This window comes from Nocardioides sp. CPCC 206347 (assembly GCF_048654605.1).
Taxonomy (GTDB): Bacteria; Actinomycetota; Actinomycetes; order Propionibacteriales; family Nocardioidaceae; genus Nocardioides.
Window position 1 is genome coordinate 89,162 of sequence record NZ_JBMCYZ010000004.1, and the last position, 25,910, is coordinate 115,071.

The 25,910-nt window shown below is 70.9% G+C and carries 18 protein-coding genes; 2 read left to right on the plus strand and 16 right to left on the minus strand.

Annotated features, from left to right (window positions below):
• Positions 1-2 precede the first annotated feature (2 nt).
• Positions 3-1,505, plus strand: a complete 1,503-nt coding sequence (locus ACOACQ_RS14730; protein WP_420288617.1) for a cation acetate symporter — start codon at positions 3-5, stop codon at positions 1,503-1,505.
• Positions 1,506-1,507: 2 nt separating this feature from the next.
• Here ACOACQ_RS14730 and ACOACQ_RS14735 read toward each other — a convergent pair whose 3' ends face one another.
• Together ACOACQ_RS14735 and ACOACQ_RS14740 are read right to left on the minus strand one after the other, a co-directional pair.
• Positions 1,508-2,329, minus strand: a complete 822-nt coding sequence (locus ACOACQ_RS14735; RefSeq protein WP_378606571.1) for an aldo/keto reductase — start codon at positions 2,327-2,329, stop codon at positions 1,508-1,510.
• Positions 2,330-2,376: 47 nt separating this feature from the next.
• Positions 2,377-3,570 carry an MFS transporter gene (locus ACOACQ_RS14740; protein WP_378606568.1) on the minus strand — a complete coding sequence of 398 codons (1,194 nt, stop codon included), beginning with the start codon at positions 3,568-3,570 and terminating at the stop codon, positions 2,377-2,379.
• Positions 3,571-3,710: 140 nt separating this feature from the next.
• On the opposite strand from ACOACQ_RS14740, the gene ACOACQ_RS14745 reads away from it, so the two are divergent.
• Complete coding sequence (locus ACOACQ_RS14745; protein ID WP_378606565.1) at positions 3,711-4,157, plus strand: MarR family winged helix-turn-helix transcriptional regulator; 447 nt, start codon at positions 3,711-3,713, stop codon at positions 4,155-4,157.
• Positions 4,158-4,183: 26 nt separating this feature from the next.
• Here the strand turns inward: ACOACQ_RS14745 and ACOACQ_RS14750 are convergent, their stop codons facing one another.
• The 14 genes from ACOACQ_RS14750 to ACOACQ_RS14815 form a co-directional block, all read right to left on the minus strand.
• The gene (locus ACOACQ_RS14750) at positions 4,184-4,855 is read right to left on the minus strand and encodes a sirohydrochlorin chelatase (protein WP_420288618.1); all 672 of its coding nucleotides are present in this window, start codon (positions 4,853-4,855) and stop codon (positions 4,184-4,186) included.
• Positions 4,856-4,941: 86 nt separating this feature from the next.
• Entirely contained in the window at positions 4,942-6,054 is a 1,113-nt protein-coding gene (locus ACOACQ_RS14755) for a uroporphyrinogen-III synthase (protein WP_420288619.1), read from the minus strand.
• Positions 6,051-6,449, minus strand: a complete 399-nt coding sequence (gene nirD, locus ACOACQ_RS14760) for a nitrite reductase small subunit NirD (RefSeq protein ID WP_378606554.1) — start codon at positions 6,447-6,449, stop codon at positions 6,051-6,053. The genes ACOACQ_RS14755 and nirD overlap by 4 nt, the downstream gene beginning before the upstream one ends.
• Positions 6,449-9,025, minus strand: coding sequence for a nitrite reductase large subunit NirB (gene nirB, locus ACOACQ_RS14765; protein ID WP_420288620.1), 2,577 nt, complete (start codon positions 9,023-9,025; stop codon positions 6,449-6,451). The genes nirD and nirB overlap by 1 nt, the downstream gene beginning before the upstream one ends.
• 1 nt (position 9,026) lies before the next feature.
• Positions 9,027-10,571: an FAD-dependent oxidoreductase gene (locus tag ACOACQ_RS14770; RefSeq protein WP_378606548.1), complete on the minus strand. Its 1,545-nt coding sequence runs from the start codon at positions 10,569-10,571 to the stop codon at positions 9,027-9,029.
• Positions 10,572-10,704: 133 nt separating this feature from the next.
• Positions 10,705-12,783: a molybdopterin oxidoreductase family protein gene (locus ACOACQ_RS14775; protein ID WP_378606545.1), complete on the minus strand. Its 2,079-nt coding sequence runs from the start codon at positions 12,781-12,783 to the stop codon at positions 10,705-10,707.
• A 100-nt stretch (positions 12,784-12,883) separates the two neighbouring features.
• Positions 12,884-14,467: an MFS transporter gene (locus ACOACQ_RS14780; protein ID WP_378606542.1), complete on the minus strand. Its 1,584-nt coding sequence runs from the start codon at positions 14,465-14,467 to the stop codon at positions 12,884-12,886.
• A 144-nt stretch (positions 14,468-14,611) separates the two neighbouring features.
• On the minus strand, positions 14,612-15,160 hold the full coding sequence (locus ACOACQ_RS14785) for a GNAT family N-acetyltransferase (RefSeq protein ID WP_378606539.1): 549 nt from the start codon (positions 15,158-15,160) through the stop codon (positions 14,612-14,614).
• Positions 15,157-17,289 carry a penicillin acylase family protein gene (locus tag ACOACQ_RS14790; RefSeq protein ID WP_420288621.1) on the minus strand — a complete coding sequence of 711 codons (2,133 nt, stop codon included), beginning with the start codon at positions 17,287-17,289 and terminating at the stop codon, positions 15,157-15,159. Before ACOACQ_RS14790 ends, ACOACQ_RS14785 begins: the two co-directional genes overlap by 4 nt.
• The gene (locus ACOACQ_RS14795) at positions 17,286-19,637 is read right to left on the minus strand and encodes a GNAT family N-acetyltransferase (protein ID WP_420288622.1); all 2,352 of its coding nucleotides are present in this window, start codon (positions 19,635-19,637) and stop codon (positions 17,286-17,288) included. Before ACOACQ_RS14795 ends, ACOACQ_RS14790 begins: the two co-directional genes overlap by 4 nt.
• Complete coding sequence (locus tag ACOACQ_RS14800) at positions 19,634-20,935, minus strand: lysine N(6)-hydroxylase/L-ornithine N(5)-oxygenase family protein (RefSeq protein ID WP_420288623.1); 1,302 nt, start codon at positions 20,933-20,935, stop codon at positions 19,634-19,636. The genes ACOACQ_RS14795 and ACOACQ_RS14800 overlap by 4 nt, the downstream gene beginning before the upstream one ends.
• Positions 20,935-22,404, minus strand: coding sequence for a pyridoxal phosphate-dependent decarboxylase family protein (locus tag ACOACQ_RS14805; protein WP_420288624.1), 1,470 nt, complete (start codon positions 22,402-22,404; stop codon positions 20,935-20,937). Before ACOACQ_RS14805 ends, ACOACQ_RS14800 begins: the two co-directional genes overlap by 1 nt.
• 90 nt (positions 22,405-22,494) lie before the next feature.
• Positions 22,495-23,955, minus strand: a complete 1,461-nt coding sequence (locus tag ACOACQ_RS14810; RefSeq protein WP_420288625.1) for an alkaline phosphatase PhoX — start codon at positions 23,953-23,955, stop codon at positions 22,495-22,497.
• A gap of 96 nt (positions 23,956-24,051) precedes the next feature.
• Positions 24,052-25,755 (minus strand): hypothetical protein, encoded by a 1,704-nt coding sequence (locus tag ACOACQ_RS14815; RefSeq protein ID WP_420288626.1) that lies wholly within the window; start codon positions 25,753-25,755, stop codon positions 24,052-24,054.
• Between the last annotated feature and the right edge of the window lie 155 nt (positions 25,756-25,910).

Below are 25,910 nucleotides of genomic sequence, written 5' to 3' on the forward strand. Positions count from 1 at the left end.
GGGTGGACACCGCCGCCGTACCGGGCCTCGTCGCCGTCGTCCTCGTCTCGCTGGTGACCCTGGCGATCGGCACCTGGGGCCTGCGCTTCTCCCGCACGACCAGCGACTTCTTCGTGGCGTCACGCACCGTGCGGCCGCGACTGAACGCGTCGGCGATCGGAGGCGAGTACCTGTCCGCGGCGTCCTTCCTCGGCATCGCCGGACTGCTGCTGATCGGCGGAGCGGAGATGCTCTGGTACCCGGTCGGCTGGACCGCGGGCTACCTCGTCCTGCTCGTCCTGGTCGCCGCTCCCCTGCGCCGCTCCGGCGCCTACACGCTCCCCGACTTCGCCGAGGCCCGGCTGGGCTCGCGCACCGTGCGGGCCGCCTGCTCGCTGCTCGTCGGGGGCGTGGGCTGGCTCTACCTGCTGCCGCAGTTCGAGGGCGCCGGGATCACCCTGCACGCCGCGATCGGCGCGCCAGAATGGGTCGGGCCCGTGGTGGTCGGCGGTGTCGTCCTCGCCAACGTGACCTCGGGCGGGATGCGCTCGATCACCTTCGTCCAGGCCTTCCAGTACTGGCTCAAGCTCACCGCGCTGCTCATCCCGGCGGCCGTCCTGCTCGCGGTCTGGTGGGGCGACGGCCGCCCCGGCAGCTCGATGGCCGACGGTGACTGGTCGGTGCCGGTCGCCGGCGGCGGCGGGCTCGGGCTCTACACGACGTACTCACTGATCATCGCGCTGTTCCTCGGCACCATGGGCCTGCCGCACGTGGTGGTCCGCTTCTACACCAACCCCGACGGCCGCGCAGCGCGTCGTACGACGGTGGTGGTGCTCGCCTTCCTCGGCCTGTTCTACCTGCTGCCGCCGGTCTACGCCGCCCTCGGCCGCGTGTACGGCGACCAGCTGGTGTCGTCCGGACGATCGGACGTGCTCGTCCTCGAGCTCCCCCGGGTGATGCTCGAGGGCGTGGGCGGTGACGTGCTGACCGGCCTCGTGACGGCCGGCGCCTTCGCCGCGTTCCTGTCGACGTCGTCCGGGCTGGCCATCGCCGTGGCCGGCGTCCTGACGCAGGACGTGACGACGCGTCTCGTCGGGGATCGGGGCGGCGTCACGGCGTTCCGGGTCGCCGCGGTCGTCGCCGTGGTGATTCCGCTGGTCGTGGCGCTGCTGGTCCGCAACGTCGGCGTCGCCCAGTCGGTGGGACTGGCCTTCGCCGTCGCGGCATCGACGTTCTGCCCGCTGCTCGTGCTCGGCATCTGGTGGCGCGGCCTGACCGACATCGGCGCCCTCGCCGGCCTGGTCGCGGGCGGCCTCGGCGCCGGCGGGGCCGCTGTGGCCACCCTCGGTGGCTACGCACCCGGCGGCTGGGCCGGAGCCCTGCTCGGCCAGCCCGCCGCCTGGAGCGTGCCGCTCGCCGTCGTCGTGATGGTCACCGTCTCGCTCGCAACGTCCGCGCGAGCGCCTGCCCACGCGCGACGGTTCCTCGTCCGCCTGCACACGCCGGAGTCGCTCGAGGCGGCCTGACCTCAGGCGCCGTTGAACTCCGCGGGGTTCGGGCCGACCCGACCGTCGCGCTCGAGCCCGTCGATCGCCGCCAGGTCGTCGCCGCTGAGCTCGAACCCGAACAGGTCGAGGTTCTCGGCGATCCGCGACGGGGTGACCGACTTGGGGATCACCACGCGACCCTGCTGGAGGTGCCAGCGCAGGATCACCTGGGCAGGCGTGCGGTCGACGCGCGCGGCGATGGTCGTCACCACCGGGTCCGCGAGGACGGCGCCCTGGGCGAGCGGGCTCCACGCCTCGGTCGCGATGCCGAGGCGCGCGTCGGCCTCGAGGACGGCCCGCTGCTGCAGAGCCGGGTGCACCTCGACCTGGTTCACGGCCGGCACCGTTCCGCCGAGCGCAACGATCCGCTCGAGGTGGTCCGGCAGGAAGTTGGAGACGCCGATCGCACGGACCCGCCCGTCGGCGTACAACTGCTCGAGGCCCTGCCAGGCGCCGACGTACAGGTCGCGCGCCGGGGTCGGCCAGTGGATCAGGTACAGGTCGGCGTGGTCGAGGCCGAGTCGTTCGAGGCTCTTCTCACAGGCCGCAACCGGGGCCTCCTGGTCGGAGTTCCAGAGCTTCGTGGTGATGAAGAGCTCCTCGCGCGCGAGGCCCGACTTCGCGAGCGCGCGGCCGACGCCGACCTCGTTGCGGTAGACCGCCGCGGTGTCGATGCTGCGATAGCCGGCCTCGAGAGCAGCGGTGACCGCCGCCTCGGTCTCGTCGTTCGGGACCTGGAAGACGCCGAAGCCGAGCTGCGGCATGGCGACGCCGTTGTTGAGGGTCACGGTGGGGATCGTCATGGGTTTCTCCTTGTGGGGGCTGCGACCAATGGTGCTGGACGGGTGCATCAGGCGGGGACGGGGACAGGCACGGCCGGAGCGGTACGACGCTCGCCACCGGGTGCGCGGACGGCGACCAGCAGGACGACCAGCCCCAGGCCGGTCACGCCGGCGCCGGCCCAGAGCGGCGAGGTGTAGCCCAGGCCGGCGGCGAGGGTGAGCCCACCGATCCATGCACCGAGGGCGTTGCCGAGGTTGAACGCGGCGATGTTGGCTCCGGAAGCGAGCGTGGGTGCGCGGTCGGCGTACGCCATGACCCGCATCTGCAGCGCGGGGACGGTGCCGAAGCCGACGGCACCCATCAGGAGCAGGGCGGCCACGGTCATCGGCTTGTTGCCAGCGGTGAGGGCGAAGCCGGCGAGGACCACGGTGAGGGCTGCGAGGAGGACGACGAGCGTGCGGACCACGTTGCGATCGGCTGCCCGGCCGCCGACGAGGTTGCCGATGAACAGGCCGACACCGAAGAGCACCAGCAGCAGGGGCACCGCACCGGACGAGAAACCGCTGACCTCGGTCAGGGTGAACGCGATGTAGGTGAAGCCGCCGAACATGCCGCCGTACCCGAGCACGGTGACGGCGATCGAGAACCAGACCTGCGGGCTCGCGAAGGCGCTGAGCTCGGATCGAACACCTGCCGGGGCGGCCTCGCCACGACCGGTGTGGGCAGGCACGAGTGCGGCGATGCCGATGAAGGCGACGACGCCGATCGCGGTGATCGCCCAGAACGTCGAGCGCCAGCCGGCGGCCTGGCCGAGCAGAGTGCCGAGCGGGACGCCGAGGACGTTGGCGAGGGTCAGGCCCCCGAACATGAACGCGATGGCGCGGGCCTTCCGGTCCGGGGCGACCAGTTGGGCGGCGACGACGGACCCGATGCCGAAGAACGCGCCGTGGCACAGCGCCGCCACGATCCGGCCGATCATCATCGTCGTGTAGTCGGGCGCCACGGCCGAGACCAGGTTGCCGAGGATGAACAGGACCATCAGCCCGAGCAGGGCCTGTTTGCGGGGGACGCGCGTGAGCGCGAGGGTCAGTCCGACCGCGCCGATGGCGACGCTGAGGGCGTAGCCCGAGATGAGGTAGCCGGCGGTCGTCTCGGACACGGCGAAGTCCGACGAGACCTCGGGCAGCAGGCCCATGATCACGAACTCCGTCAGGCCGATTCCGAAACCGCCCATGGCGAGGGCGAACAGTGCGACGGGCATCGAGCATGCTCCCAGCAAGAGAAGGCGTGTGAAGGTAGTCCGCGTGTGCAGTAGTTGCACACGCCTTGTATTGATAGTTGCACGCGCGCACTATCCGCGCAACTCAGGTATGCTCGGAGAACGTTCACGAGGAGGACTCCATGGGAATCGCCGACGACGCCGTCGAGATCCGGTCGCACGGTTGGCGCACCCTCGCCGCCGTCCACGGCCTGATCGAGGCCGCCCTCGAGAAGGCGCTGCAGCGCGAGCACGACCTGTCGGTCGTGGAGTTCACCGTGCTCGACGCGCTGAGCCGCCAGGACGGCTGGCACATGCGGATGCAGCAGCTCGCCCGCGCCGCAGCCCTGTCGGCGTCCGCGACGACGCGGCTGGTCACCCGCCTCGAGAACCGCGGCCTGCTCACCCGGATCCTCTGCGCCGATGACCGGCGCGGCATCTACACCGAACTCACCCCCGCCGGGCGAGCGCTCCTGAAGAAGGCCCGGCCACTGCACGACGAAGTCCTGCGGACCACCCTCGACGAGGCCGAGGACATCCCCGAACTCGCGACGCTCGCCCGGTTCGTGGGTTCGGTCGCGGCCGAGTAGCGGAGTAGCCGATCGACCGTCAGGCGTCAGGCGGAGGCGCGTTCGGCGACCTGCATCGAGCGGGCCCGCTCACAGACCAGGTCCACGACGCGCGGGTGCGGACCGATGACGTCGGCGACCACGGATGCGCCCGCAGCGAGGGCGGCGTGCCTTGCCTTGCGGTGGAAGTGGCCGGTGGCCAGGAGGTACGGCGACACGGCATCGCCAGCGCGGACGACGTGCTCCGGCCGGGCACCGAGACCGGACAGGGTCGCAAGCCGGACGGGAGCGCCCCAGGCGTGGGCCAGCAGGTGCGCCGCAGCATCGAGGTCGGCAGTGGCGAGCGGGTCGGAGGACCCGGCGGCGACGAGCACGACCGGCTGGCCGGGCGTCGCGCCGGCCTCGCGGAGCCGGTCGACCTGCGCGGCCGCAAGGAGCGGGTCGGGCCCGAGGCTGCCACCGAGCTGGACGAGGTCCGGTTCGGCCGCGGCCGCGACGGCCGCCGGCAGGTCCGTCCGAAGGTGGTAGCCGGTGCTCAGCAGGAGGGGTACGACGACGGTGGGGCCGGCGGTCGTCGCGACGACATCGGCGAACAACGGCGAGCAGAGCTCGACGTACGACGTCGTGGCGGGCCAGCCGAGTCGCGCACCGGCCGCTGCGGTGAGCTCGGCGGCCACGAGGTTGCCGACCGCCGTACGCGTGCCGTGGGCGACCGTCACCAGCCGGGGCACCTCGAGCGTCCGATCGCCACACTTCGGGGCCCCAATTGCCACACTTCGTGCCCCCATTTCCCACACTTCGTGCCTCATGACGACACCGCCAGGCGGTAGCCGCGCTTCACGACGGTCTGGACGCAACGGGTGCCGATGGCGGCGCGGAGGCGGGCGACGGCCATCTCGACCGCGTGCTCGGAGCCGGCGGTGCCGGACGGGAGGGAGGTGAGGAGGTCGCGGCGGGAGACGACGGTGCCGGGGTTGACCAGGAGAGCGGCCAGGACGGCGTACGGGGCCGGGGAGAGCTTGACCTCGACACCGTCGAGGAGCACGTCGTCGCCGTGCAGGAGCAAGGTGTGGCCGCCGACCTCGAGCGAGGTGCCGGTGGCGCGGGAGGGGAGCTCGGTCTCGAGCTGCTTGACCATGGCGGCCAGGCGCGAGCGCTCCGGGTAGATCGACGGGACGCCCCACATCTCGAACGCCGCGGCCGTGACCGGCCCGACGCAGGAGGCGATCACGTCGGCCTGGAAGGCGGTGACCACCTCGTCGCGGTGGCCCGTCGTCCCGGCAGCCTCCATCAGGGCGGCGATCGCGGGGGCGGCGGTGAAGGTGACCGCGTGGACGCGGCGCTCGGCGATCTGCTCGATCAGGCCGAACATCGGCTCCGGGTCGTCGGCACCCTCGACGCGGTAGACCGCGACGGTGGTGACCTCGGCACCGAGACGACGCAGCGCGTGGGCCGCCATCGACAACGACTGGCCGTGCTCCTGCACCACGATCCGCAGGCCGTTCAGGTCCCGGCCGCGCAGGTGGCCGAGCACGTCCTCGAACTCCTCGGACTCCGGCGCCCACAGCTCGCGCAGGCCGAACCGGCGCAGGGCGCCCACACTCTTCGGGCCGCGGGCAAGGATCTCGGCGCCGTTCAGGTGCGTGACGAGGTCGTCGAGCAGCCCCCAGCGCTCGGACGCGGTGAACCACGACTTCAGGCCGATGCCGGTCGTGGCCACGAAGATGTCGACCGGCTGGGACAGGACGTCCTTCGTGGCGGCGAGCAGCCCGACCTCGTCGATCCGGTTGGGGTCGACGGACAGTGCCGGCGCATGGACGACCTCCGCCCCGCGCCGTTCGAGCAGCGCGATCTGCTCATCGGCCCGCCGGGCGGCGGTCACGCCGATCCGGAAGCCGTCGAGCGGGAGGTCGGTCATGGAGCGATTGTCCCCCGTCGGGCCCCTACCGCGACAACACCGTCGATGACCCGGACGTCGTACGTCGCGACGGAGACCTCTGCGTTGTCCAGGCAGATGCCCGTGCGGAGGTCGAACGGCTGCTTCAGCAGGGGGCTCGCCACGAAGGGCACCTGCTCCTCGACCCGACCATCGACGCCGTCGACGACGACCGTCTTCGTGCCGACGATGCCGCGCGACAGCACGGACGCCTTGCCGAACGGGTCGAAGTTCGACAGCGCGTAGACCTCGTCGTCGTACGTCCGGAAGACGGCGACGGCCTCCCCCGCGACGAGCGCGGTCACGCCGGACTCCTTGCGGATCTGGTCGAGACGACACACCACGGTGTCGATGCTGGTGCGCTCCAGGCTCGTCATCACGGGGCTCCCACAGGGATCGTGCTGCCCAGCGAGACCGGGCCGTCGGTGAGCTCGGCCTGGATCTGGCCGCGCTCCTCACGGAAGGTGATGTTCGGGTCGGGCGTGCCGGGCGCGTTGACGAAGGACACGAAGCGGGCGAGCTTCTCGGGGTCCTCGATGGTGGCCTTCCACTCGTCGAAGTACGAGTCGACGTGGGTGTCCATCGCGGCTTCCAGCTCGGCGCCGAGGCCGAGCGCGTCGTCGACGACGACCTCGCGGATCCGGTCCAGGCCACCGATGGCGTCCATCCAGTACGACGTCCGCTGGAGGCGGTCCGCGGTCCGGATGTAGTACATGAGGAACCGGTCGAGGTACTTGATCAACGTGGCGGTGTCCAGGTCACCCGCGAGCAGCTGCGCGTGGGACGGGATGGCGCCGCCGTTGCCGCAGACGTAGAGGTTCCAGCCCTTCTCCGTCGCGATGATGCCGAAGTCCTTGGACCGGGCCTCGGCGCACTCACGCGCACACCCGGAGACGCCGCCCTTGAGCTTGTGGGGCGAGCGCAGGCCGCGGTAGCGGAGCTCGAGCTCGATCGCCAGGCCGACCGAGTCCTGCACGCCGTACCGGCACCAGGTCGAGCCGACGCAGGACTTCACCGTGCGCAGGGACTTCCCGTAGGCGTGGCCGGACTCCATGCCGGCGTCGACCAGCTGCTTCCAGATCGCCGGGAGGTCCTCCATGCGGGCACCGAACAGGTCGATCCGCTGGCCGCCGGTGATCTTCGTGTAGAGGCCGAACTCCTTGGCGACCTGGCCGATCACGATCAGCTTGTCGGGAGTGATCTCGCCGCCGGGGATGCGCGGGACGACGGAGTAGGTGCCGTTCTTCTGCAGGTTGGCGAGGTACGCGTCGTTGGTGTCCTGCAGCGTGGCGTTCTCGCCGTCGAGCACGTGGTGGTTGAGCAGGCTCGCGAGGACGGAGGCGACGGCGGGCTTGCAGATGTCGCAACCGCGGCCCTTGCCGTGGCCCTCGATGATGTCGTCGAACCGGTTGTAGCCGTGGACGGCGACGACGTCGAAGAGCTCCTGGCGGGTCATCGCGAAGTGCTCGCACAGCGACTTGTCGACGACCTTGCCGGTCGCGGCGAAGTGGTCCTCGACGATCTTCTTGACGACCACCTTGCACGACCCACAGGTCGAGCCGGCCTTGGTGCACTTGGTGACGCACCCGGCGTCGCTGCACGGGCCGCCGTCGTTGAGCGTCGCGTCGTCGGAGACGGCCGCCTTGATGTCGGCCTTCGTGACGTTGTTGCACGAGCAGATCTGGGCCTCGTCGGGCAGGCCCAGCTCGACGCCGCCACCGCGACCGGCCGGGAGGATCAGCTCCTCCGGGTTGGCCGGGAGCTCCATGCCGGAGCCGACCATCGGGCGCAGCGAGCCGTAGGCCGACGCGTCACCGACCAGGATCCCGCCGAGCAGCTCGTAGCCGCCGGTGGCGTTCTCGGCCACGACGAGCTTCTTGTAGATACCGGCCACCGCGTCGGCGAAGACCAGCTCGAGGGCGTCCTCGGTCGTCGCGAACGCGTCACCGAACGAAGCGACGTCGACACCGAGGAGCTTGAGCTTGGTCGACATGTCGGCGCCGAGGAACTGGCCCTCGCCCCCGAGCAGCTGGTCGACGACGACCTCGGCCATCGAGTAGCCGGGCGCGACCAGGCCGTACATCCGGCCGCCGGGCGCCGCGCACTCACCGATCGCCCACACGTGGGCGTCGGAGGTGCGGCAGTCCTCGTCGACCAGGACGCCGCCGCGCTCGGCGATGTCGAGACCCGCCTCGCGGGCGATCAGGTCACGGGGACGGATGCCCGCGGAGAAGATGACGATGTCGAGCGGAAGGGTGTCCTCGTCCTTGAACTTGATGCCGGACACGAGACCGTCGTCGTCGCCGTCGATCAGCTCGGTCATCACGCCCGTGTGGACGGTCAGGCCGAGGTCCTCGACGTGGCGCTTGAGCGTGGCGCCGCCGGCCTCGTCGATCTGGACGGCCATCAGGCGCGGCGCCATCTCGACGACGTGCGTCTTCACACCGAGCTGGTGCAGCGCGTTCGCGGCCTCCAGGCCGAGCAGGCCACCGCCGATGACCGCACCGGCCTTGGCGGACTTGCTGGCCTCGCGGATCGCCTCGAGGTCCTCGATGGTCCGGTAGACGAACACGTTGCCGAGGTCCTTGCCGGGCACCGGCGGGACGAACGGCGCGGCACCCGTGGCGAGCACGAGCTCGTCGTAGGCGAAGGCAGTGCCGTTGGCCAGGGTCACGGTCTGCGCAGTGGCGTCCATCGCCACGACCTCGGACTCGAGGTGCAACGAGACCCGCGGGTCGTCGTACACGCCCTCGGGGAGGTAGGACAGCGCCTCGGCGCCGACCTCGAAGAAGGAGGTCAGGGCGACGCGGTCGTACGCCGGCCGCGGCTCCTCGCCCAGCACGATGATGTCGTAGGTCTCGGTGAGTCCGCGCTCGATCGCGGCCTGCACGAAGCGGTGGCCGACCATTCCGTGGCCGACGACGACAAGTTGCTTCCTGAGGTGCGGTGCCATCTCAAGATCCCTTCTGGGAGGTTGCCAGGGCCGGTCGGCTGCCGAGCAGCTGCCGGACCGTTGGGGCACAACCACCGCAGCCGGTGGTCGCACGGGTGGTGTCACGTGCCTGCTCGAAGGACGAGCAGGCCCGGATCCGACCGGCGGAGACGCCCGCACAGGCGCACACCTCCGCGTCGTCGGGGAGGCTGAGGGCGACGCTGCCCTCCGTCTCGGAACGTTCGGGCATCAGCAGGTTCCCCGGCTCGTGGGCGCCGAGGACCGTCTGGCGGTCGAAGTGCTGGGTGATCAGGCCGACCCGCGAGAGGTCGCCGACCAGGGTGGCCGCGACGATCCGGCCGTCGCGGACGACGAGGCGGCGGTGCGAGCCGGAGATCGGGTTGGAGACCTCGACGACCTCGCCACCGGCGGTGATCTCGCGCTCGGCGTCACCGAGGACGGCGACGTCCAGGTCGGTGGCGCGCAGGCGGGCGACGATCCGGCTGCCGTCGTACTTCACGGCCTCGTCGCAGAGGATCCCGGCGAGGATGCCGGCCTGCTCCCAGGCGGGCGGCACGAAGCCGGTGGTGCGGCCGTCGTGCTCGACGCAGTCGCCGAGGGCGTGGATGGCGGGGTCCGTGACGCTCGCGAGCTGGTCGTCGACGACGATCCCGCGACGGACCTCGAGGCCGGCGCCGCGGGCCAGCGCGGTCGACGGACGACCGCCGGCCGTGAGCACGAGCAGGTCGGTGTCGAGGTTGAAGCCGTTGTCGAGGCGCAGCGCGACCTTGCCGGGGTTGCGCGGCAGCGGGTCGAGGACGCGGACGGCGCCCATGCCGAGCGGGCCGTCGCCCGAGTTGAGCCGGATCGCCCGGGAGCCGGTGTAGACGGCGACGCCGAGCTTCTTCAGGTCGCGGGCGAGGACCTTGCCGGCCCCGCTGTTGATCTGCTGGTGGAGCAGGTGCTCGCCACCCTCGACGATCTCGGTGTCGAGGCCGCGGGCGCCGAGCGCGCGGGCGACCTGGAGACCGAGCAGGCCACCGCCGACGACGACGGCACGACGGTTGACGAGACGACCCTGGTCGTCGGTCGCCTCGATCGCCTCGACCAGGCGCTCGCAGTCGGCGAGCGAGCGGAAGGCGTGCACGGCGTCGTGGAGCGAACCGTCCATCCGGACCAGCCCGCGGATCGGCGGGAGCGTGGGGATGGAGCCGGTCGCCAGCACCAGGACGTCGTACTCGATCAGGGTGCCGTCGACGAGCATGACGTCCTTGAGCTCGCGCTCGACGGTGAGGACGCGCGCGCCGAGGCGGAGGTCGACACCGTTGTCGGCGTACCACTCCGGCGAGCGCAGCGTGAGGGCCTCCGGCCGGTGCGTCCCCTCGAGGACGGCCGACAGCAGGATCCGGTTGTACGGCGCCACCGGCTCGTCGCCCAGGACGGTGATGTCCATGGTGGCGGTCGCGTTGCGCGCGACCAGCTCCTCGATCAGCCGGGTGGTGGCCATGCCGGAGCCGACGACGACGAGCCGCTTGCGCGGCTGGTCGGGGCGGTGGCTCTCGGTCATGTGTCCATGGTCGACGGACGACGTTTCACGGCGCGGTCGTCGTGCTGCACCCCGAGGTCAACTACTTCTCACAACCTCACCACACTCACGACATCACGGCGTGAGCCGCATCACGAGGGTGTTACGTGACCGGTCAGACGACGACCTCGGCGGCACACACCTTGAACTCGGGCATCCGGCTGGACGGGTCGAGGGCGTCGTTGGTGAGCCGATTGGCGCCGACCCAGTGGAACGGGATGAACACGGTGTCGGGACGGATCGTGGTCACGACCCGCGCCGGCGCCTTCATCTCGCCTCGCCGCGTGCGCACGATGACCGGTTCGCCGTCGTGCGCGCCGATCCGGTCGGCGAGCATCGGGTGCATCTCGACGAACGCTCCCTCGTCGGTCAGGGAGCGGATCCGGCGGGTCTGGGCGCCGGACTGGTACTGCGCGAGCACCCGGCCCGTCGTCAGGTGGATGGGGTACGACGCATCGGGCTGCTCTGCCGCGCCGGCGAACTCCTGCGCGAGGAACCGGGCGCGGCCGTTCGGGGTGGCGAAGGAGTCCGCGAACATCCGCGGCGTGCCGGGGTGCTGGTCCTCGCCCTCGCCGACTGCCGGACAGGGCCAGAAGACGCCCTTCTCGTCGGCGATCCGCTGGTAGGTGATGCCGGAGTAGTCCGCCTTGCCGCCGGCCGAGGCCCGGCCGAGCTCGGCGAAGATCTCCTCCGGATCGAGGGAGAACTCGACGGGCGCGTCGAGGCGTTCGGCGAGGCCCGCAATCACGTCGAGGTCGCTCTTCACGCCCGTCGGCGGCGCGATCGCCTTGTTGCGCAGGATCACCCGGCCCTCGAGGTTCGTCATGGTGCCCGATTCCTCGGCCCACTGCGTGATGGGGAGTACGACGTCCGCGAGGGCCGCCGTCTCGGACATCACGATGTCGCACACGACGAGCAGGTCGAGGGACTCCAGGCGCTGGGTGATGTGGGTGGCCTTCGGCGCCGAGACGACGATGTTGGACCCGAACACGAGCATCGCCTTCGGGCCGCCCCCGTCGCCGAGCGAGTCCAGCAGCTCGTAGGCCGACTTTCCCTTGCCAGGGAGGGTCTCGGGCTCGACGCCCCACACCGCGGCGACATGTGCGCGGGCGGCCGGGTCGTCGATCATCCGGTACCCGGGGAGCTGGTCGGCCTTCTGGCCGTGCTCGCGCCCGCCCTGTCCGTTGCCCTGGCCGGTGAGGCAGCCGTAGCCGGCGTACTCCTTGCCCGGCATGCCGAGGGCGAGGGCGATGTTGATCCAGCCGAGCACCGTGGCGGTGCCCTGGGCGTGCTGTTCGGCGCCGCGCGCGGTCAGGACCATCACGCGGCCGGCGCCGGCGAGCAGGTCGACGAGCTCACGCAGCTCGGAGGTCGCGACGCCGGTGGTCCGTTCGACCCGCTCGGGCCACCACGCGGAGACGGAGCGCCGGACGTCGTCGAAGCCGGTGGTGCGGGCGGCGACGTACTCCTCGTCGATCGCGCCCTGTGCGTCGAGCAGGTGCAGCGCGCCGAGGGCGAGCGCGAGGTCGGTGCCGGGGACCGGCTGGAGGAAGAGGTCGGCCCGCTCGGCGGTGGCGGTGAAGCGCGGGTCGATGACGACGACCGTGCCCCCGCGCTCGCGCAGGCGGTCGAGGTGACGGGCCGCGGGCGGCATGGTCTCGGCCAGGTTGGAGCCGACCAGGACGACCACGTCGGTCTGCTCGATGTCGGCGAGCGGGAACGGCAGGCCGCGGTCGACGCCGAAGGCCTGGTTGCCGGCGCTGGCTGCCGAGCTCATGCACCAGCGGCCGTTGTAGTCGATCTGGCTGGTGCCGAGGGCGACCCGGGCGAACTTGCCGAGCTGGTAGGCCTTCTCGTTGGTGAGGCCACCGCCGCCGAAGATCGCGACCGCATCCTTGCCGTGCTCGGCCTGGAGGGTGCGAATCCGGTCGGCGATGACGTCGAGCGCCTCGTCCCAGCTCGAGGCCCGCAGCTCGCCGGTGGCGCGGTCCCGGATGGCCGGGGTCGTGAGCCGCTCGCGGCTGCCGCGCAGCTCGCCGGAGGTCCAGCCCTTGCGGCACATCGCGCCCTCGTTGACCGGGAACTCCTCCCAGGCGCTGATCTCGATGCCGACGCGACCCTTGCGGGCAACCTTCATCCCGCACTGCAGGCTGCAGTACGGGCAGTGCGTGCGAACGGCGGCGGTCTCGGTCATGTCATCCATTTTCCGCCACCGGTCGTTTCAGGCACAGGAAGCCGCGAGGCCGTGAGGTCAACATCTCCTCACGGCCTCACGGCTCTGCTGCGCGAAGGGGTCAGACGCCGACGTACCCGGTGTCTGCCTTGGCGCCCTTGCGCTTGCGCAGGTAGACGGCCCAGGTGACGAGGGCACACACCACGTAGAACGCCGCGAAGATCGTGAACGCGTTCTTCGTCGCCGCCAGCGGCTCGCTCACCCAGGGGCTGTTGAACGTGATCGGGATGAGGAAGCCACCGATGGCTCCGACCGCACCGATGATGCCGATCGCGGCCGAGGCCTTCTTCGCCTGGGTCATCAGCGACAGCTCACGCTCGGGGGTGCCTTCCGTGGTGCCGCGGAGCGCGTCCTTGCGGAAGATGGCCGGGATCATCTTGTACGTCGACCCGTTGCCGATGCCGCTGAACACGAAGACCAGCAGGAAGGCGCCCAGGAAGAACGGGAAGATGTCCTGGTTGGACTCGATCGCGGCACGGACCGGCTCAGGGAACTGGAACGCAGACGGGTCCTTGGCGATCTCGGCGAGCTTCGCCTTGTCCGGCGGCGGGGGCAGCACGGTCAGCTTGCTGAGCGTGAACAGCACCAGCAGCGTCGACGCGATCATGCCGGTGAAGGCAACGAGGGTGATCCGCGCGCCGCCGTACTTGTCGGCGAGCCAGCCACCGAACGGGCGGGCCATCGACCCGACGAGCGCACCGAGGAACGCGTAGAAGGCGAAGTTGATGCCGATGCCCTGGATGGACGGCAGCGGCTGGCGCCAGAAGTTGACCTTGATCAGCAGCGGCATCGCGGCGGAGTAGCCGATGAACGAGCCGAAGGTGCCGATGTAGAGGAACGACATGATCCAGGTCTGCTTCTCCTTCAGGACGGAGAGCTGTTCACGGGGGTTGGACTTCGCACCCTCGAGGTTGTCCATGAAGAAGTACGCCGCGATGGTGGCCGCGATGGCGAGACCGGCGTAGACGAACGCCGCACGCTCGAGGTGGATGCCACCCTCGCTGGCCTTCACGATGCCGAAGATGCCGGCGCCGCCGACGATCACGGGCAGGAAGAACTGGATCAGCGAGACGCCCAGGTTGCCGCCCGCGGCGTTGAGGCCGAGCGCAGCACCCTTCTTGTCAGCGGGGTAGAAGAAGTTGATGTTGGCCATCGAGCTGGCGAAGTTGCCACCACCGAAGCCGGCCGTCGCCGCGATCACGCAGAACACCCAGTACGGCGTGTCCGGGTTCGTGACGGCGAAGGCGAAGCCCAGCGTCGGGATCAGCAGGAGTGCGGCGCTGGCCATCGTCCAGTTGCGACCGCCGAACTTCGGCACCGCCAGGGTGTAGGGCACCCGCAGCAGCGAACCGACGAGGTTCGGGATGGCGACCAGGAAGAACAGCTGCTCCACGGTGAACGTGAAGCCCTGGGCCAGCAGGAAGGCGGAGCTGACGCTCCAGATCAGCCAGACCGAGAAGCCGAGGTGCTCGGCGAAGATCGACCAGATCAGGTTGCGCTTGGCGATCGGGGCGCCGGTGGAGTCCCAGAACTCGGGGTCCTCGGGGCGCCAGTCCTCGATCCACCGCCCGGAACGGTGGCTCTTCTTGGCGGTCGGCGTGCCGACGCCGGAGGCGTCGGGGCCGGTATTGGTGGTCAGTGTCATCGTCGGGCTCCTGGCGGACAGGGGTCGGATACTGATGCAGATCCTGTGCCCCGCTCGTTTCCGCCCGACGTTTCTCCGGGTTTCGTTTCGTCAACTCGTTCTCACGGCCTCACCGACCTCACGGCCTCCCGGGCGTGGGCTGGATCACTCTCTCGCGGGACCGCCGAGGGCGAAGGCCAGGGCACAGGCCCGGTCGATGAAGAAGAACTGGGCGGGCTTCTCGCTGATGCTCGTCTTCAGGTCGACCAGCGGCCCGCGCTCGGCGCCGAGGCGCTCCATGAGCGCGATCGAGGCGGTGTTGCGCGCGTCGGGCTCCAGCACGAGGCGCTGGCAGCCCGGCAGGTGCGCTACGAAGTCCATGCCCGCGGCGATGACCTCGTGGGTGTGGCCGGCGCGGGCCGGGTCCGCGGCCAGCAGGAGGTGGACGCCCACGTCACCGGGCCGGCGGTCGTACCACTCGCCGATCTCGTCGATCGCCGGGTCGTAGGTCTGGAACAGGCCGACCGGTTGGCCGTCGAGGTCCAGGACGTACGCCGCCAGGTGCTCCTGCTCCTGGATGTAGGCGTAGATCGCCCGGACGTCCTCCTCCGCGAGGTCACCCATCCCCCAGAAGGCTGCGCGCGGCTCGGTCACCCAGGCGTGGAGCAGGGGCGCGTCGGCAGCGGGGTCGACGGGACGAACGGTCACGGTCATCGGGTGTCTCCTTGCGGGTCCTGGCGGAGCGGCAGGGTGCCGCCCGACGCCCAGGCGGTGGTCTGGTCGTGGTGGTGCGGTGAGGCCGGGTCGTCGGAGGCACCCATCGGCACCACCCAGCGGCTGTCGCCGGCGAGGTCCCACACGAACCGGGCCACGGGTCCGTGGACGGAGGCGCCGGTGCCACCGAGCGCGCGGGTGGCCAGCACGCAGTCCTCGTCGCCGGCCACGGCCACGATCGGGGCGGCCGAGCCGTCGGGAGCAGCGAGGCCGAACTGTTCGTGCGGCGTCAGGGGTACGGCGACGTGCCGGTCTCCCCACGGTTCGGGCTCGGGCCCGCGGGCGACCTCGTCGAGGGCGGCGGCGACGACCTGGAGGGGATCCACGCCCAGCGGCTTGTCGGCGACGAGCAGGCTCGGCAACGCCAGCCGCACCCGGCCCCGCAGGTCGAACCAGGGCGCGAACAGGTCGCCGTACGGGCTGGTGTCGACGCCGGCCAGGGCCGGTGCGGCTGCGAATCCGTCGACGGTGGCAGCGCGCACGGCGGCGAAGAGCGCGGCGTCCACGCTGTCAGCGGACATCTCGCGGTCCCAGGCGAGCAACCGGTCGCGCAGGTCGGCGGCTGGGCCGTCGAGGTCGATGAGCCGGGCGATCGTGGCGAGCAGTGCGGCACCGGCAGTCTGCCGGACGTCGGCCAGCACCTCGCCCGCCTGCTCCGACGTGATCGGGCCAGCGGCCGCGAGCTCGGCGAGCCGCTCCCGGATCCGGTCCGCCCGGAACGGTCGCGCGAAGTCGTCCCCGATCCGTTCGAACCCGGGCATCGCGCGATCGTTGGCGCTGACCAGGACCGGTCCGGTGGTTCGTGGCAGGTCGTCCACCCAGCCCTGCGGCACGAAGTGTGGCAATTGGGGGCACGAAGTGTGGGAGATGGGGGTGCGAGATGTCGATGTTGGGCGTTCCGGGACCCGCCCGACGACCCGGTGCTCGACGTGACCGGTGGTGTCGCCGACCAACAGGTTGTTGACCGGCGCGACCCAGTGATCGAAGGCGCCCGTCACGTCGGCCGCGGTGCGTGCGCGAAGCAACGGCAGGATCGCGTCGAAGCCGAGGTCGCCGAGCACGAACGACGGCGTACGAAGGCTGACGGCATGTACGTCGTCCGGGCCACCGAGGATCACCGGCCCACGGTCGGTCACGAGGATCTCGATCTCCTCGGCGGCGTACTCCTCTCCTTCATGGCCAGACCTCGGACCCCCATCTCCCACACTTCGTGCCCCCAATTGCGACACTTCGCGCACCCGCACGAGTTCGAGCCGCCGGGCGACGGGTTCCCAGCCGGCAGGACCGCGGGCGAGGACCACGCCTGCGTGGCGGACCAGCTCCTCGTCGTACACGTCATCGGTGTCGGCGACGGCGTTGGTGATGCCCCACGCGACGGATCCGGCGTGACCGAAGTGCTGGATGCCGGGGACGCCGACGAAGGTCAGGCCGGTGACGTCGAACGGGTCGTCCGGGGCGGTGCAGGTCAGCCGGACCTGGGCGTAGCAGCCGGGTGCCTCGATCACCCGGTGCGGGTCGCCCGCGACGATCGGCAGCCCGCTGGCCGTGAGCGAGCCGGCGACGGCGAACGCGTTGCTGCCGCCGGGCAGGCCCTCGGTGCGGAACAGGTCGATCCACTCGGCGGCGTCGGGGCCTGCGGTGTCGAGGACGTGCTGGCGCCAGAGCTTGCTCGGGAACGTGGAGAAGAGCAGGTGCTGGACGGAGAAGACGGCCAGTGGCATCCACGGCTGCCAGGGTCTCGAGACGGTTGCTGCGCAACCTCCTCGACCAACAGAAAGCACCTCGTTGAGGCCGTCGACGTACGCGCTGACGAACGCCGCACTCTCCTCCGACAACGCGGCGTACGCACGTCGCGCAACGTCGACGATCAGCGCGCGCCGCGCCAGCACGTCCCATTCGAGTGCCGCGGGGCCGAACACCTCGGCGCACGTTCCCTCCGCCCGGCGTCGTTCGACCTCGAGCTGCCACGGTCGGTCCTGGGCCGTCGCACGACCCTGCTCGCGCGCGACCTCGAGGACGGACCCACCCTGCACATGCGGGATTCCCCAGGAGTCACGGGTGATCGTCACCGGGCCACCGGGTTGCGCAGCGTTCCGGCGAAGATCAGCGACTCGGACTGGTCGGTGATGTCGACCATCTGCAGCGTGTTGCGCAGCTGCAGCCGGTTGAGGCAGCTGTGCCGGAACCGCGGTGCCAGCAGGTCGTAGCGCCCGGCGGCCTCGGCGAGCTCCGGGTGGTCGGCGAGGTGCTCGGTGATCGTGTCGCGCGCGATCGCCCAGAACTCCTCCTCGGCCAGCATCCCGTCCTCATCGAGGATCGCCGCGACGAACCGCAGGACGCCGTCGAACACGTCGGTGTGCACCGCGAGCGGCTTCACGTCCTCCGGTACGGCGGCGCGGATCCGCTCGATCTCCGCCGGCAGCGGAAGGTCGCCCATCACGGCGACCTCCTCGCCGATGTCCTTCATGAACGCACCGACGGGGACGTGGTCCCGCAGGCGCAGCAGCAGGTTCTCGCCGTGGGGCATGAAGGCCAGGTCATAGGCGTAGAGGCAGTGCACCAGCGGCCGCAGGTAGGCCCGCAGGTACGAGCGGACCCAGGTCGCCGCATCCACCGGCGACGCCTTGATCCAGGCCGTGACGAGCGCGTCGCCGTCGGCGTCGCGGTGCAGCAGGGCCGCCATCGTCGACAGCTGCTCGCCCTCGGCGGCCCTGGGCAGCGGGCTCTCCCGCCACAGCGCCGCGATCATCTTGCGGTACGGCGACGGCGTGGCCGTGCGGTGGAAGGCATCGCCCGTGTAGCCGATCGCCGCCAGCTCGCGAAGCACCTCGAAACCGGATGCCTGCAGCTCCGGGTCCGCATGCACGACGGATGCGACCCAGTCGTTGATCGCCGGCGTCACCGCCATGTAGGCAGGCGAAAGTCCCCGCACGAAGCCCATGTTCTGGATCGCCAGCGCGGTCTTCACGTAGTGGCGTTCGGGCCGGCTGGTGTTGAAGAACGTGCGGATCGACTGCTGCGCGCGGTAGTCGTCGTCGCCCGTGCCGAGGTGCACCAGGTCGCGGCGCGCCAGGTCGGGCGCGAACGTGATCGCCAGCTTGTTCGTCCACTGCCACGGGTGCACGGGGAGGAACAGGTACGCAGTCGGGTCCAGTCCGAGCCCGCGCAGCCGGGCGTCGAAGGCTTCGCGGACGTCGGGCGCCAGCTCACCGTCGTACAAGGCCTGCTCGGTCTCGCCCGCGCCGAGCGAGAGGTGGCTGAGCTCGCGGCGGGCGGCCACCCAGTGCAGCCGGATCGCCGTACCGGTCTCGGGAGCGAACGCGCGGTAGTCGTCGAGGCCGAAGCCGATCCGGCCGTTGTTGGCCACGAAGGCCGGATGGCCCTCGGTCATCGCAGACTCCAGGTCCTGGTAGCCGGCATCGACGAGGTCGTTCACGGGCACGTGGCGGTGCGCCAGCTTCCATGCCGTTGACGCGAGCGTCGAGGCGATCTCCTCGAGGTAGGTCGGCAACAGCTGGTCGGGAATCCCCAGTACCTGCGCCAGTTCCGCGATGAACTCCTGCGCATCGGGCGCGGCCGGCTCACCGCCGATGGTCCGCTCGATCGACGCGGCGTCGACCACCCAGTGCTCGAGCGCGTACACCCGTGCCGTGAAGCGGTACGACGACCGGTCGGTCTCGACGCGCCACGCACCGTCGTCCAGCGACTCGGGCGCGAGCAGCCGTTCGTGGCTGAACTCGCCCAGCGCCTTGGCCACCAGGTGGCGTTGCGCGCGGTCCATCAGCTCGGGGGTGAGGTGGTCGGCATCCGATGGTCCCGGGTCAAAGGCACCGGATTCCGGCGTGTCACGGTGCTTTTGGGCAGGGACTATCCCGCCGGCACGCACCAGGTCCGGGTGGTTCCAGTCCTCCCGCGGGCAGACGGACAGCATCGACGTCTTGCCGGGCATGGGGATCTCGCGGAGCTCGGTGAAACCGGCGGCGACGTTCTTGGCCCGGATGGCGGTGTTGCGGGCGTCGGGCTCGACGACGATCCGCCGTACCGACGGGTCGGCGAAGCAGAAGGCCAGCACGGCGTCGAAGATCCTCGTGGTCAGGCCGGGGACGGGTGCACCGGCAGGGGGCGCGACGAGCACGTGCATCCCGCTGTCGCCCTCCTCGAGCTCGGGAAGTCCCGCGAGGCCTTCGGCGTGCGCCGGGTCGTAGGTCTCCACCAGGAACGCAGGACGGCCTCCGACGCGGCCCAGGAAGGCGTCGTGGTGCGGGTTTGCGGCGATGGCTGCGTACTCCGCCCGGACGTCCTCGACGGACGCGTCCTGCATCATCCAGTAGACCGAGCGGGGGTGCGTGACCCAGGCGTGGAGCAGCTCGAGGTCACGGGACAGGTCGAGGGGTTCGATGGTGATGTCGTGCGTCATCGGGCTGCGCTCCTCAGGTGGTCGGGGACGCCGAACGTCTGGACGGCGATCCGCTTCTCGATCGGATAGGCCTCGCGGCCGAGCAGCGCGGCGATGATCACCGAGTTGCGATAGGGCCCCATGCCGAGGTCCGGGGCGAGCAGCGAGTGGGTGTGCTCCTCGGCGTTCTGCACGAAGATCTCGCCACCGGCGACGTCGACGGAGTAGTCCGCCGCCACGTCGTACCGACCGCGCTCGTCGAGGCGGATCCGGTCGCGGACTCCGTCGAGGAAGGACGGCGCGGTTGACGCATAGCCGGTCGCCAGCACCAGTCCCCCGGTCCGGAGCGAGAACTCCTCACCGGTCTCGACGTGCAGCAGGTCGAGCTCGCTGACGGCGCCGTCGCGGCGAGCGCCGCGCACCTCGGTGTTGGTGACCAGCGTCGTGTGCGGACCGGCGCCGGTCACCCGCTGCTGGTAGTGCAGGTCGAAGATCGCGTCGACCAGCTCGGCGCTGATCCCCTTGAACAGGTGGCGCTGCTCGCGGGCCAGCCGGTCGCGCGTCTCCATCGGCAACGACCGGTGGTAGGCGCCGTACTCCGGCGACGTCATCTCGAGGGTGAGCTTCGTGTACTCCATCGGGAAGAACCGCGGACTGCGCGTGAGCCAGGTCAGCGTGTAGCCGTGGTCGGGCGCCTCGGAGAGCAGGTCGTGGTAGATCTCCGCGGCGCTCTGGCCGCTGCCGACGATCGTGATCGTCTCCTGCTGCTGCAGGGCGGCCTTGTGGGCGAGGTAGTCGGCGGAGTGGATGACGCCGGGTTCACCGACCAGCGGGCGGAGGGCCTCGGGCACCCGCGGCGTCGTACCGATCCCGAGCACCAGCCTGCGCGCCCGGAACGTCTCGCCGCTCCCGCTGTGGACGACGTACGACGTCCCGTCGTGCTCGACGTTCGTGACCCGCTGGCCGAACCGGACGCTGTCGAGCCGTTCGGCGGCCCAGCGGCAGTAGTCGTCGTACTCGCGGCGGAGCGGGTAGAAGTTCTCGCGGATGTAGAACGAGTAGAGGTGGCCGCTCTGCTTCAGGTAGTTCAGGAACGTCCAGCGCGACGTGGGGTCGGCCATCGTGACCAGGTCGGCGAGGAACGGCACCTGCAGCGTGGCGTCGTCGAGGAGCATGCCGGGGTGCCAGTCGAACCCGTCGCGGGCTTCGAGGAACACCCCGTCCAGGCCGTCCGACTCCCGCAGCGGATCGGTCAGGCAGGCCAGGCCGAGGTTGAACGGGCCGAGACCGATCGCCACGAAGTCGTGCACGCGGTTCATCACGCGACCTCCACCGGAGTCAGCGGAGGCTCGACGACGTGCTCGGGCGCGAGCCGAGCGCCGGTGGCGCGGACCAGGTCGAGCACACCGACGATGTCGTCGGCGGTCGCCATCGGGTTGAGCAGGGTGACCTTGAGGTACTGGATGCCGTCGACGCGGGTGGCCGCGACCATGGCGGCGCCGGAGTCGTAGAGGGCCTCGCGGATCGCCCGGTTGAGGGCACCGAGGCCGTCCTCGCCCAGCGCCACGTCGCGCGGGACGTAGCGGAACACGAGGGTGCTGAGCTCGGGCGCGGCCGCGAACTGCAGGTCCGGCTCGTCGCGCAGCACGGCGTACACGGCAGCGGTCAGGTCGACGACCGCGTCGACGTACCCACCGAGCAGCTCGGGTCCCATCGTGCGCAGGGTCAGCCAGAGCTTGAGGGCGTCGAACCGGCGCGTGGTCTGCAGGCTCTTGTCGACCTGGTTGGGGTCGGTGGCCTCGCGCGGGTTGAGGTAGTCGGCGTGCCAGGTCGCCGGCGACAGGGTGGTCCGGTCGCGGACGATGATCGCGCTGGAGGAGACCGGCTGGAAGAACGTCTTGTGGTAGTCGACGGTCACCGAGTCGGCACGGTCGATGCCGTCGAGCATCGACCGACGACGCGGCGAGATCAGCAGGCCGCCGCCGTACGCCGCGTCGACGTGGAGCCAGGTGTCGTACGCCAGCGCCAGGTCCGCGATCGCCGGGAGCGGGTCGATCGCTCCGAAGTCGGTGGTGCCGGCCGTCGCGACGATCGCCATCGGGCGCAGCCCGAGCGCCGTGCACGCAGCGAGCGAACGCTCGAGGGCAGCCGGGTCCATCCGGTGCCGCGAGTCCGTGGGCACGCTGACGACGGCCTCGTCGCCGAGTCCGAGCAGGCGCGCGGACTTCTGCACCGAGAAGTGGCTGTCGGCGGACGCGAGGATCCGCAGCCGCTCGGCCGGGACCCGCTCGTGCCGGCCGCGGGCGAGCAGCAGGCCCTGCAGGTTGGACTGGCTGCCGCCGCTGGTGAAGACGCCGTCGGACGCGGCACCGAAGCCGATCCGCTCGGCGGTCCACTCGATCAGCCGGCGCTCGATGTAGGTGCCACCGACGCTCTGGTCGAAGGTGTCGAGCGAGCTGTTGACCGAGGCGACGAAGAGCTCGGCCAGCAACGCCGGTACGACGACCGGGCAGTTGAGGTGGGCGGCGTACGTCGGCTCGTGGAACCACACGGCGTCGTCGAGCCAGAGCTGCGACATCTCGGCGAGGACCTCGCCGACGTCGGCCAGCGGGCTGGCCAGGTCGACCGCCGCGACGCGGGCGGCCGCGTCACTGGGCTGGGTGCCCGTCGACGGTCCGGCCACCGTGCGGAGCTGGCCGAGCAGGTGCTCGAGGCCGGCGCCGAGGGTCGCGGCGTAGTGGTCGGCGTGGGCAGGGTGGAACAGGTGGTGCAGGGGGAGCTGGGACACGGAGATCTCCTGTGATCCGAGAAGGTAAGCCTTACCTAATCAGATCACAGGAGATCTTGTCACCGCGGCGACGGGTGCAGCACGTCACACTCAGCCGAGGTACTTCTCCCACGGCCCGGTGATCGCCAGCGTGAGGCCAGGCGTCTGGATGTTCACGAACAGGACCTTGCCGTCCTCGGAGAACGCGGGGCCGGTGAACTCGGAGTCGTTGAGCTGGTTGCGCGCGATCGCCTGGGCCGGGCCGTACGGCGTCGCCGACAGCACGTGCGATGCACCGACGCCGTCCTCGGCGAGCACCAGCGAGCCCCACGGCGTGACGGTGACGTTGTCCGGGCCGTCGAAGGTGAGGTCGTCGTACTTCGGGGTGCCCTCGGTCTCGGTGGTCTCCTGGTGCGGGAAGTAGGTGACCAGCTGGATGGTCTCCGCGCCGTAGTCGTAGAACCAGACCATGCCGTCGTGCGGCACCGCATCGGCGGGCAGGTCGCCGTCGGAGAAGGCGTAGGAGTTCACGACGTACACGCCCTCGTCGGTGCCCCAGACGCCCTCGAACTTCTTGCCGCGGGTGACCTCGCCGGGCGCGAACTGCTTGCGGGTGGAGACGGTCCTCGCGTGGCGGTCCGGCACCGGGATCCAGCGCACGGGGAACGGCCGGCCGAGCTGGGCCGAGGTCAGGTAGGCGACGTCGGAGAGCACGGAGCCGTCGGGCATCAGGATCTGCATCGCCTCAAGGACACCGGCGTCGTCGGCCAGGTCGTCGGCGATGCCGGACTTCAACCGGTGGCCACGCTCCGCCGTCCAGCGGTAGAACAGGCCGTTCGGGCCGGAGGCGTCCTCGGACAGGAACACGTGCCGGCGCGACCTGTCGATCGCGCACGCCTCGTGGGCATAGCGACCGAACGCCTTGATCGGCTTCGGGTTGGTGCGGCCGTCGTGGAAGACCTCGAAGACGTAGCCGTGGTCCTTGGCGTAGGTGCCGCTCTTGCCGTTGCCGCTCCACGCCTTTCCGGCGCGGTCCTCGGTCTCCTCGCAGGTCAGCCACGTGCCCCACGGCGTCGGGCCGCCGGCGCAGTTGGTCGACGTACCGGAGATGGCGACGAACTCACCGAGGTTGCGACCGTGCCGGTCGGTGCTGATGACGGTGCAGCCACCGGCGTCGATCGCTCCTTCGTCGTAGACGGTGCCCTCGACGTGCGGGACGCCGAGCGGGGAGCCCGCCTTGAGCTCGTGGTTCTGGATCAGCTGGTAGCGACCGCCGCCGGTCGAGAAGACGGCGGTGCCGTCGTGCCCGTTGGGCGTCAGGCCACCCTCGTCGAGCCGGGTGACGCCGGCGCGGGTGACGACCGAGTACGAGAAGCCGGCCGGCAGGGCGAGGAGTCCGGCCGGGTCGTCCTCGAGCGGCGGGAACGGGACGAGGCCACGGCCGGGGCGGCCCGGGCGCTGGGGAGCGGGGCGGCTCGGGGTGGCCTGGGCGAGCGAGGGCATCGCGCCGGCGACGGCGAGGCCGGCACCGGCGGCACCGCCGGCCAGCATGGTTCGACGGGAAGCGGTCATGACGGGGTCCTTCCGGGACGAGAGGGGAACCTCCCCAGCCAACCGTCGTCACACGACGAGCAGCCGACGTCGGAGTGAACGCCGCACGGACCCTTGTCAGCAGGCCGGGTAGCTGCCGCTGTGGTGCACGTAGGTGAACTTCGGCGCCGAGCCCCAGGCGACCGCCGCGCCAGCGGCGACCGACTGCCGGGCGATGGTGTCGACCTCACGGCCCGTGTCGATGCAGCCGTCGAAGTTCGGGGTGAAGAGGGTGCCGATGTCGGGGCTGTTGCCGTACTTGCCGATGTAGTTCGGCATCGTCAGATGGGTGTCGCGGACGGTCCAGGTGAAGCTTCCGGAGTCGCGGAGGCCGTGGCTGTCCTGGATCGTCACGGTGACCGTGAACGACCGGGACCGGATGTTCGACCGGCTGCTCGTCACGCTCGCGGCGTTGTGCGACACGGTGCCGCCGAGGGAGTGCGCGCCCGTCCTGCCCACGCCCGAGGGCGCACCGGACACCGAGACGATGCTCCAGCTGTCGCCGTCCGGATCGCTGCCGCCGACGGTGTAGGCGCCACTGGCGCGCTCGCCCGTGCTCTTCGATGCGAGCGAGATGCGCGGCGCACGGTTCGCGGCCTTCGTCGGCCGCGGCGTCGCGGTGGTCGGCGCGTCGAGCGCGTCGTCCGGGCTCGGTTCCGGTTCACCCGACAGGACCGGGGTCACCACGTCCTCCGCCTTCTCGGCTTCGGGGATGTCCGGGATCGGCACGACCTCACCCTCCCGCGCCAGGTCGGGAACCTCGCGCCTGATCAGCGGGAGCGCCGCGGTGAAGGCCTCCTCGTGCCAGCCGGTGATCCGCGCGAGGTAGTCGGCCGACGGCACGGCGCCCTCCGGCAGCAGCGTGGTCCAGCGCACCTGCCGGCTGCCGCCCGCAGGCAGCTTGAGCCGCCAGTAGACGACCGGGTCCGCCTCGATCACCTTGCGGTCGACCGGCTCGAACTTGACCAGGCCGACGTGGTCGGCCAGCTGCTTCGGCACCACCTCGGTCCACAGGACCGTCATCGCCGTCTTCTTCGTGTTGGTGAGCACGACGGTCGACGACACCCGCTCACCGCTGAGCAGGTAGGTCCGTTCGCTGCGCACGCCCTTGTCCACGTCGGTCCCGCCCGCGACGGAGAGCGGCACGAAGTCGGCAGCCGGGGTCGTCGTGCTCGAGCTGCGGTCGGCAGCCTCCGGGTCGTCATCGCCGCGACCCCAGCCGGAGGCGAAGGCGATCCCGCCCGCGAGCAGGGCCACGACGGCACCGGCGGCCAGCAGGGTCCGCCCGACACGGCGCGGACGCTCCGCGGACTCGTCCTCGAGGGGAACGGTGGAGGGCCGCTTGACCGTGGTCGCCGCGAGCGGCGCCGCTTCCACGCCGGCCGGCGCCGGGCGACCGGCGACCTGGGCGGCCAGCCCCTCGACGGGCACCATCGCAGCGCGCAGCTCGGTCAGGTCCGGCTCGTCGAGCTTCCCGACCGCGAACGCCAGGACACCGAGTGCCCAGGCCGCGCTCGTGGACTCCGTCGTACCCCGGTCGCGGGCCAGCTCCCGGCCCAGGAGCCGGGTCGCCTGGGCGATCTCGGCACCGTGCTCGACCTGGTCCATGAGGCGCGCGAAGGTGCCCAGGCGCACAGCGTCGACCAGCAGGTTGAGCTCGCCGCGCGTCGCCGCGTCCTCGGCGAGGAAGTCGTCCAGGGCGGCACGGAACGAGTCGGCGTCGTCCAGCACGCCGGGTCCGGCCTGTTCGACCAGACGAGCAAGTTCGTTATGCATCCCCACGTTCGGGAAGCATTCCAGCCATCGGCTCCACGCGGACCCGAACACCGATTTCCGGACGCTCCGGGTGCCGTTCGTCGCGCCGTACCGACCGTTCGTCGACAACCCGTTCCCACTCGGCGCGCACCCGGACCGCACCCCTGACGGTGTGACCGCGA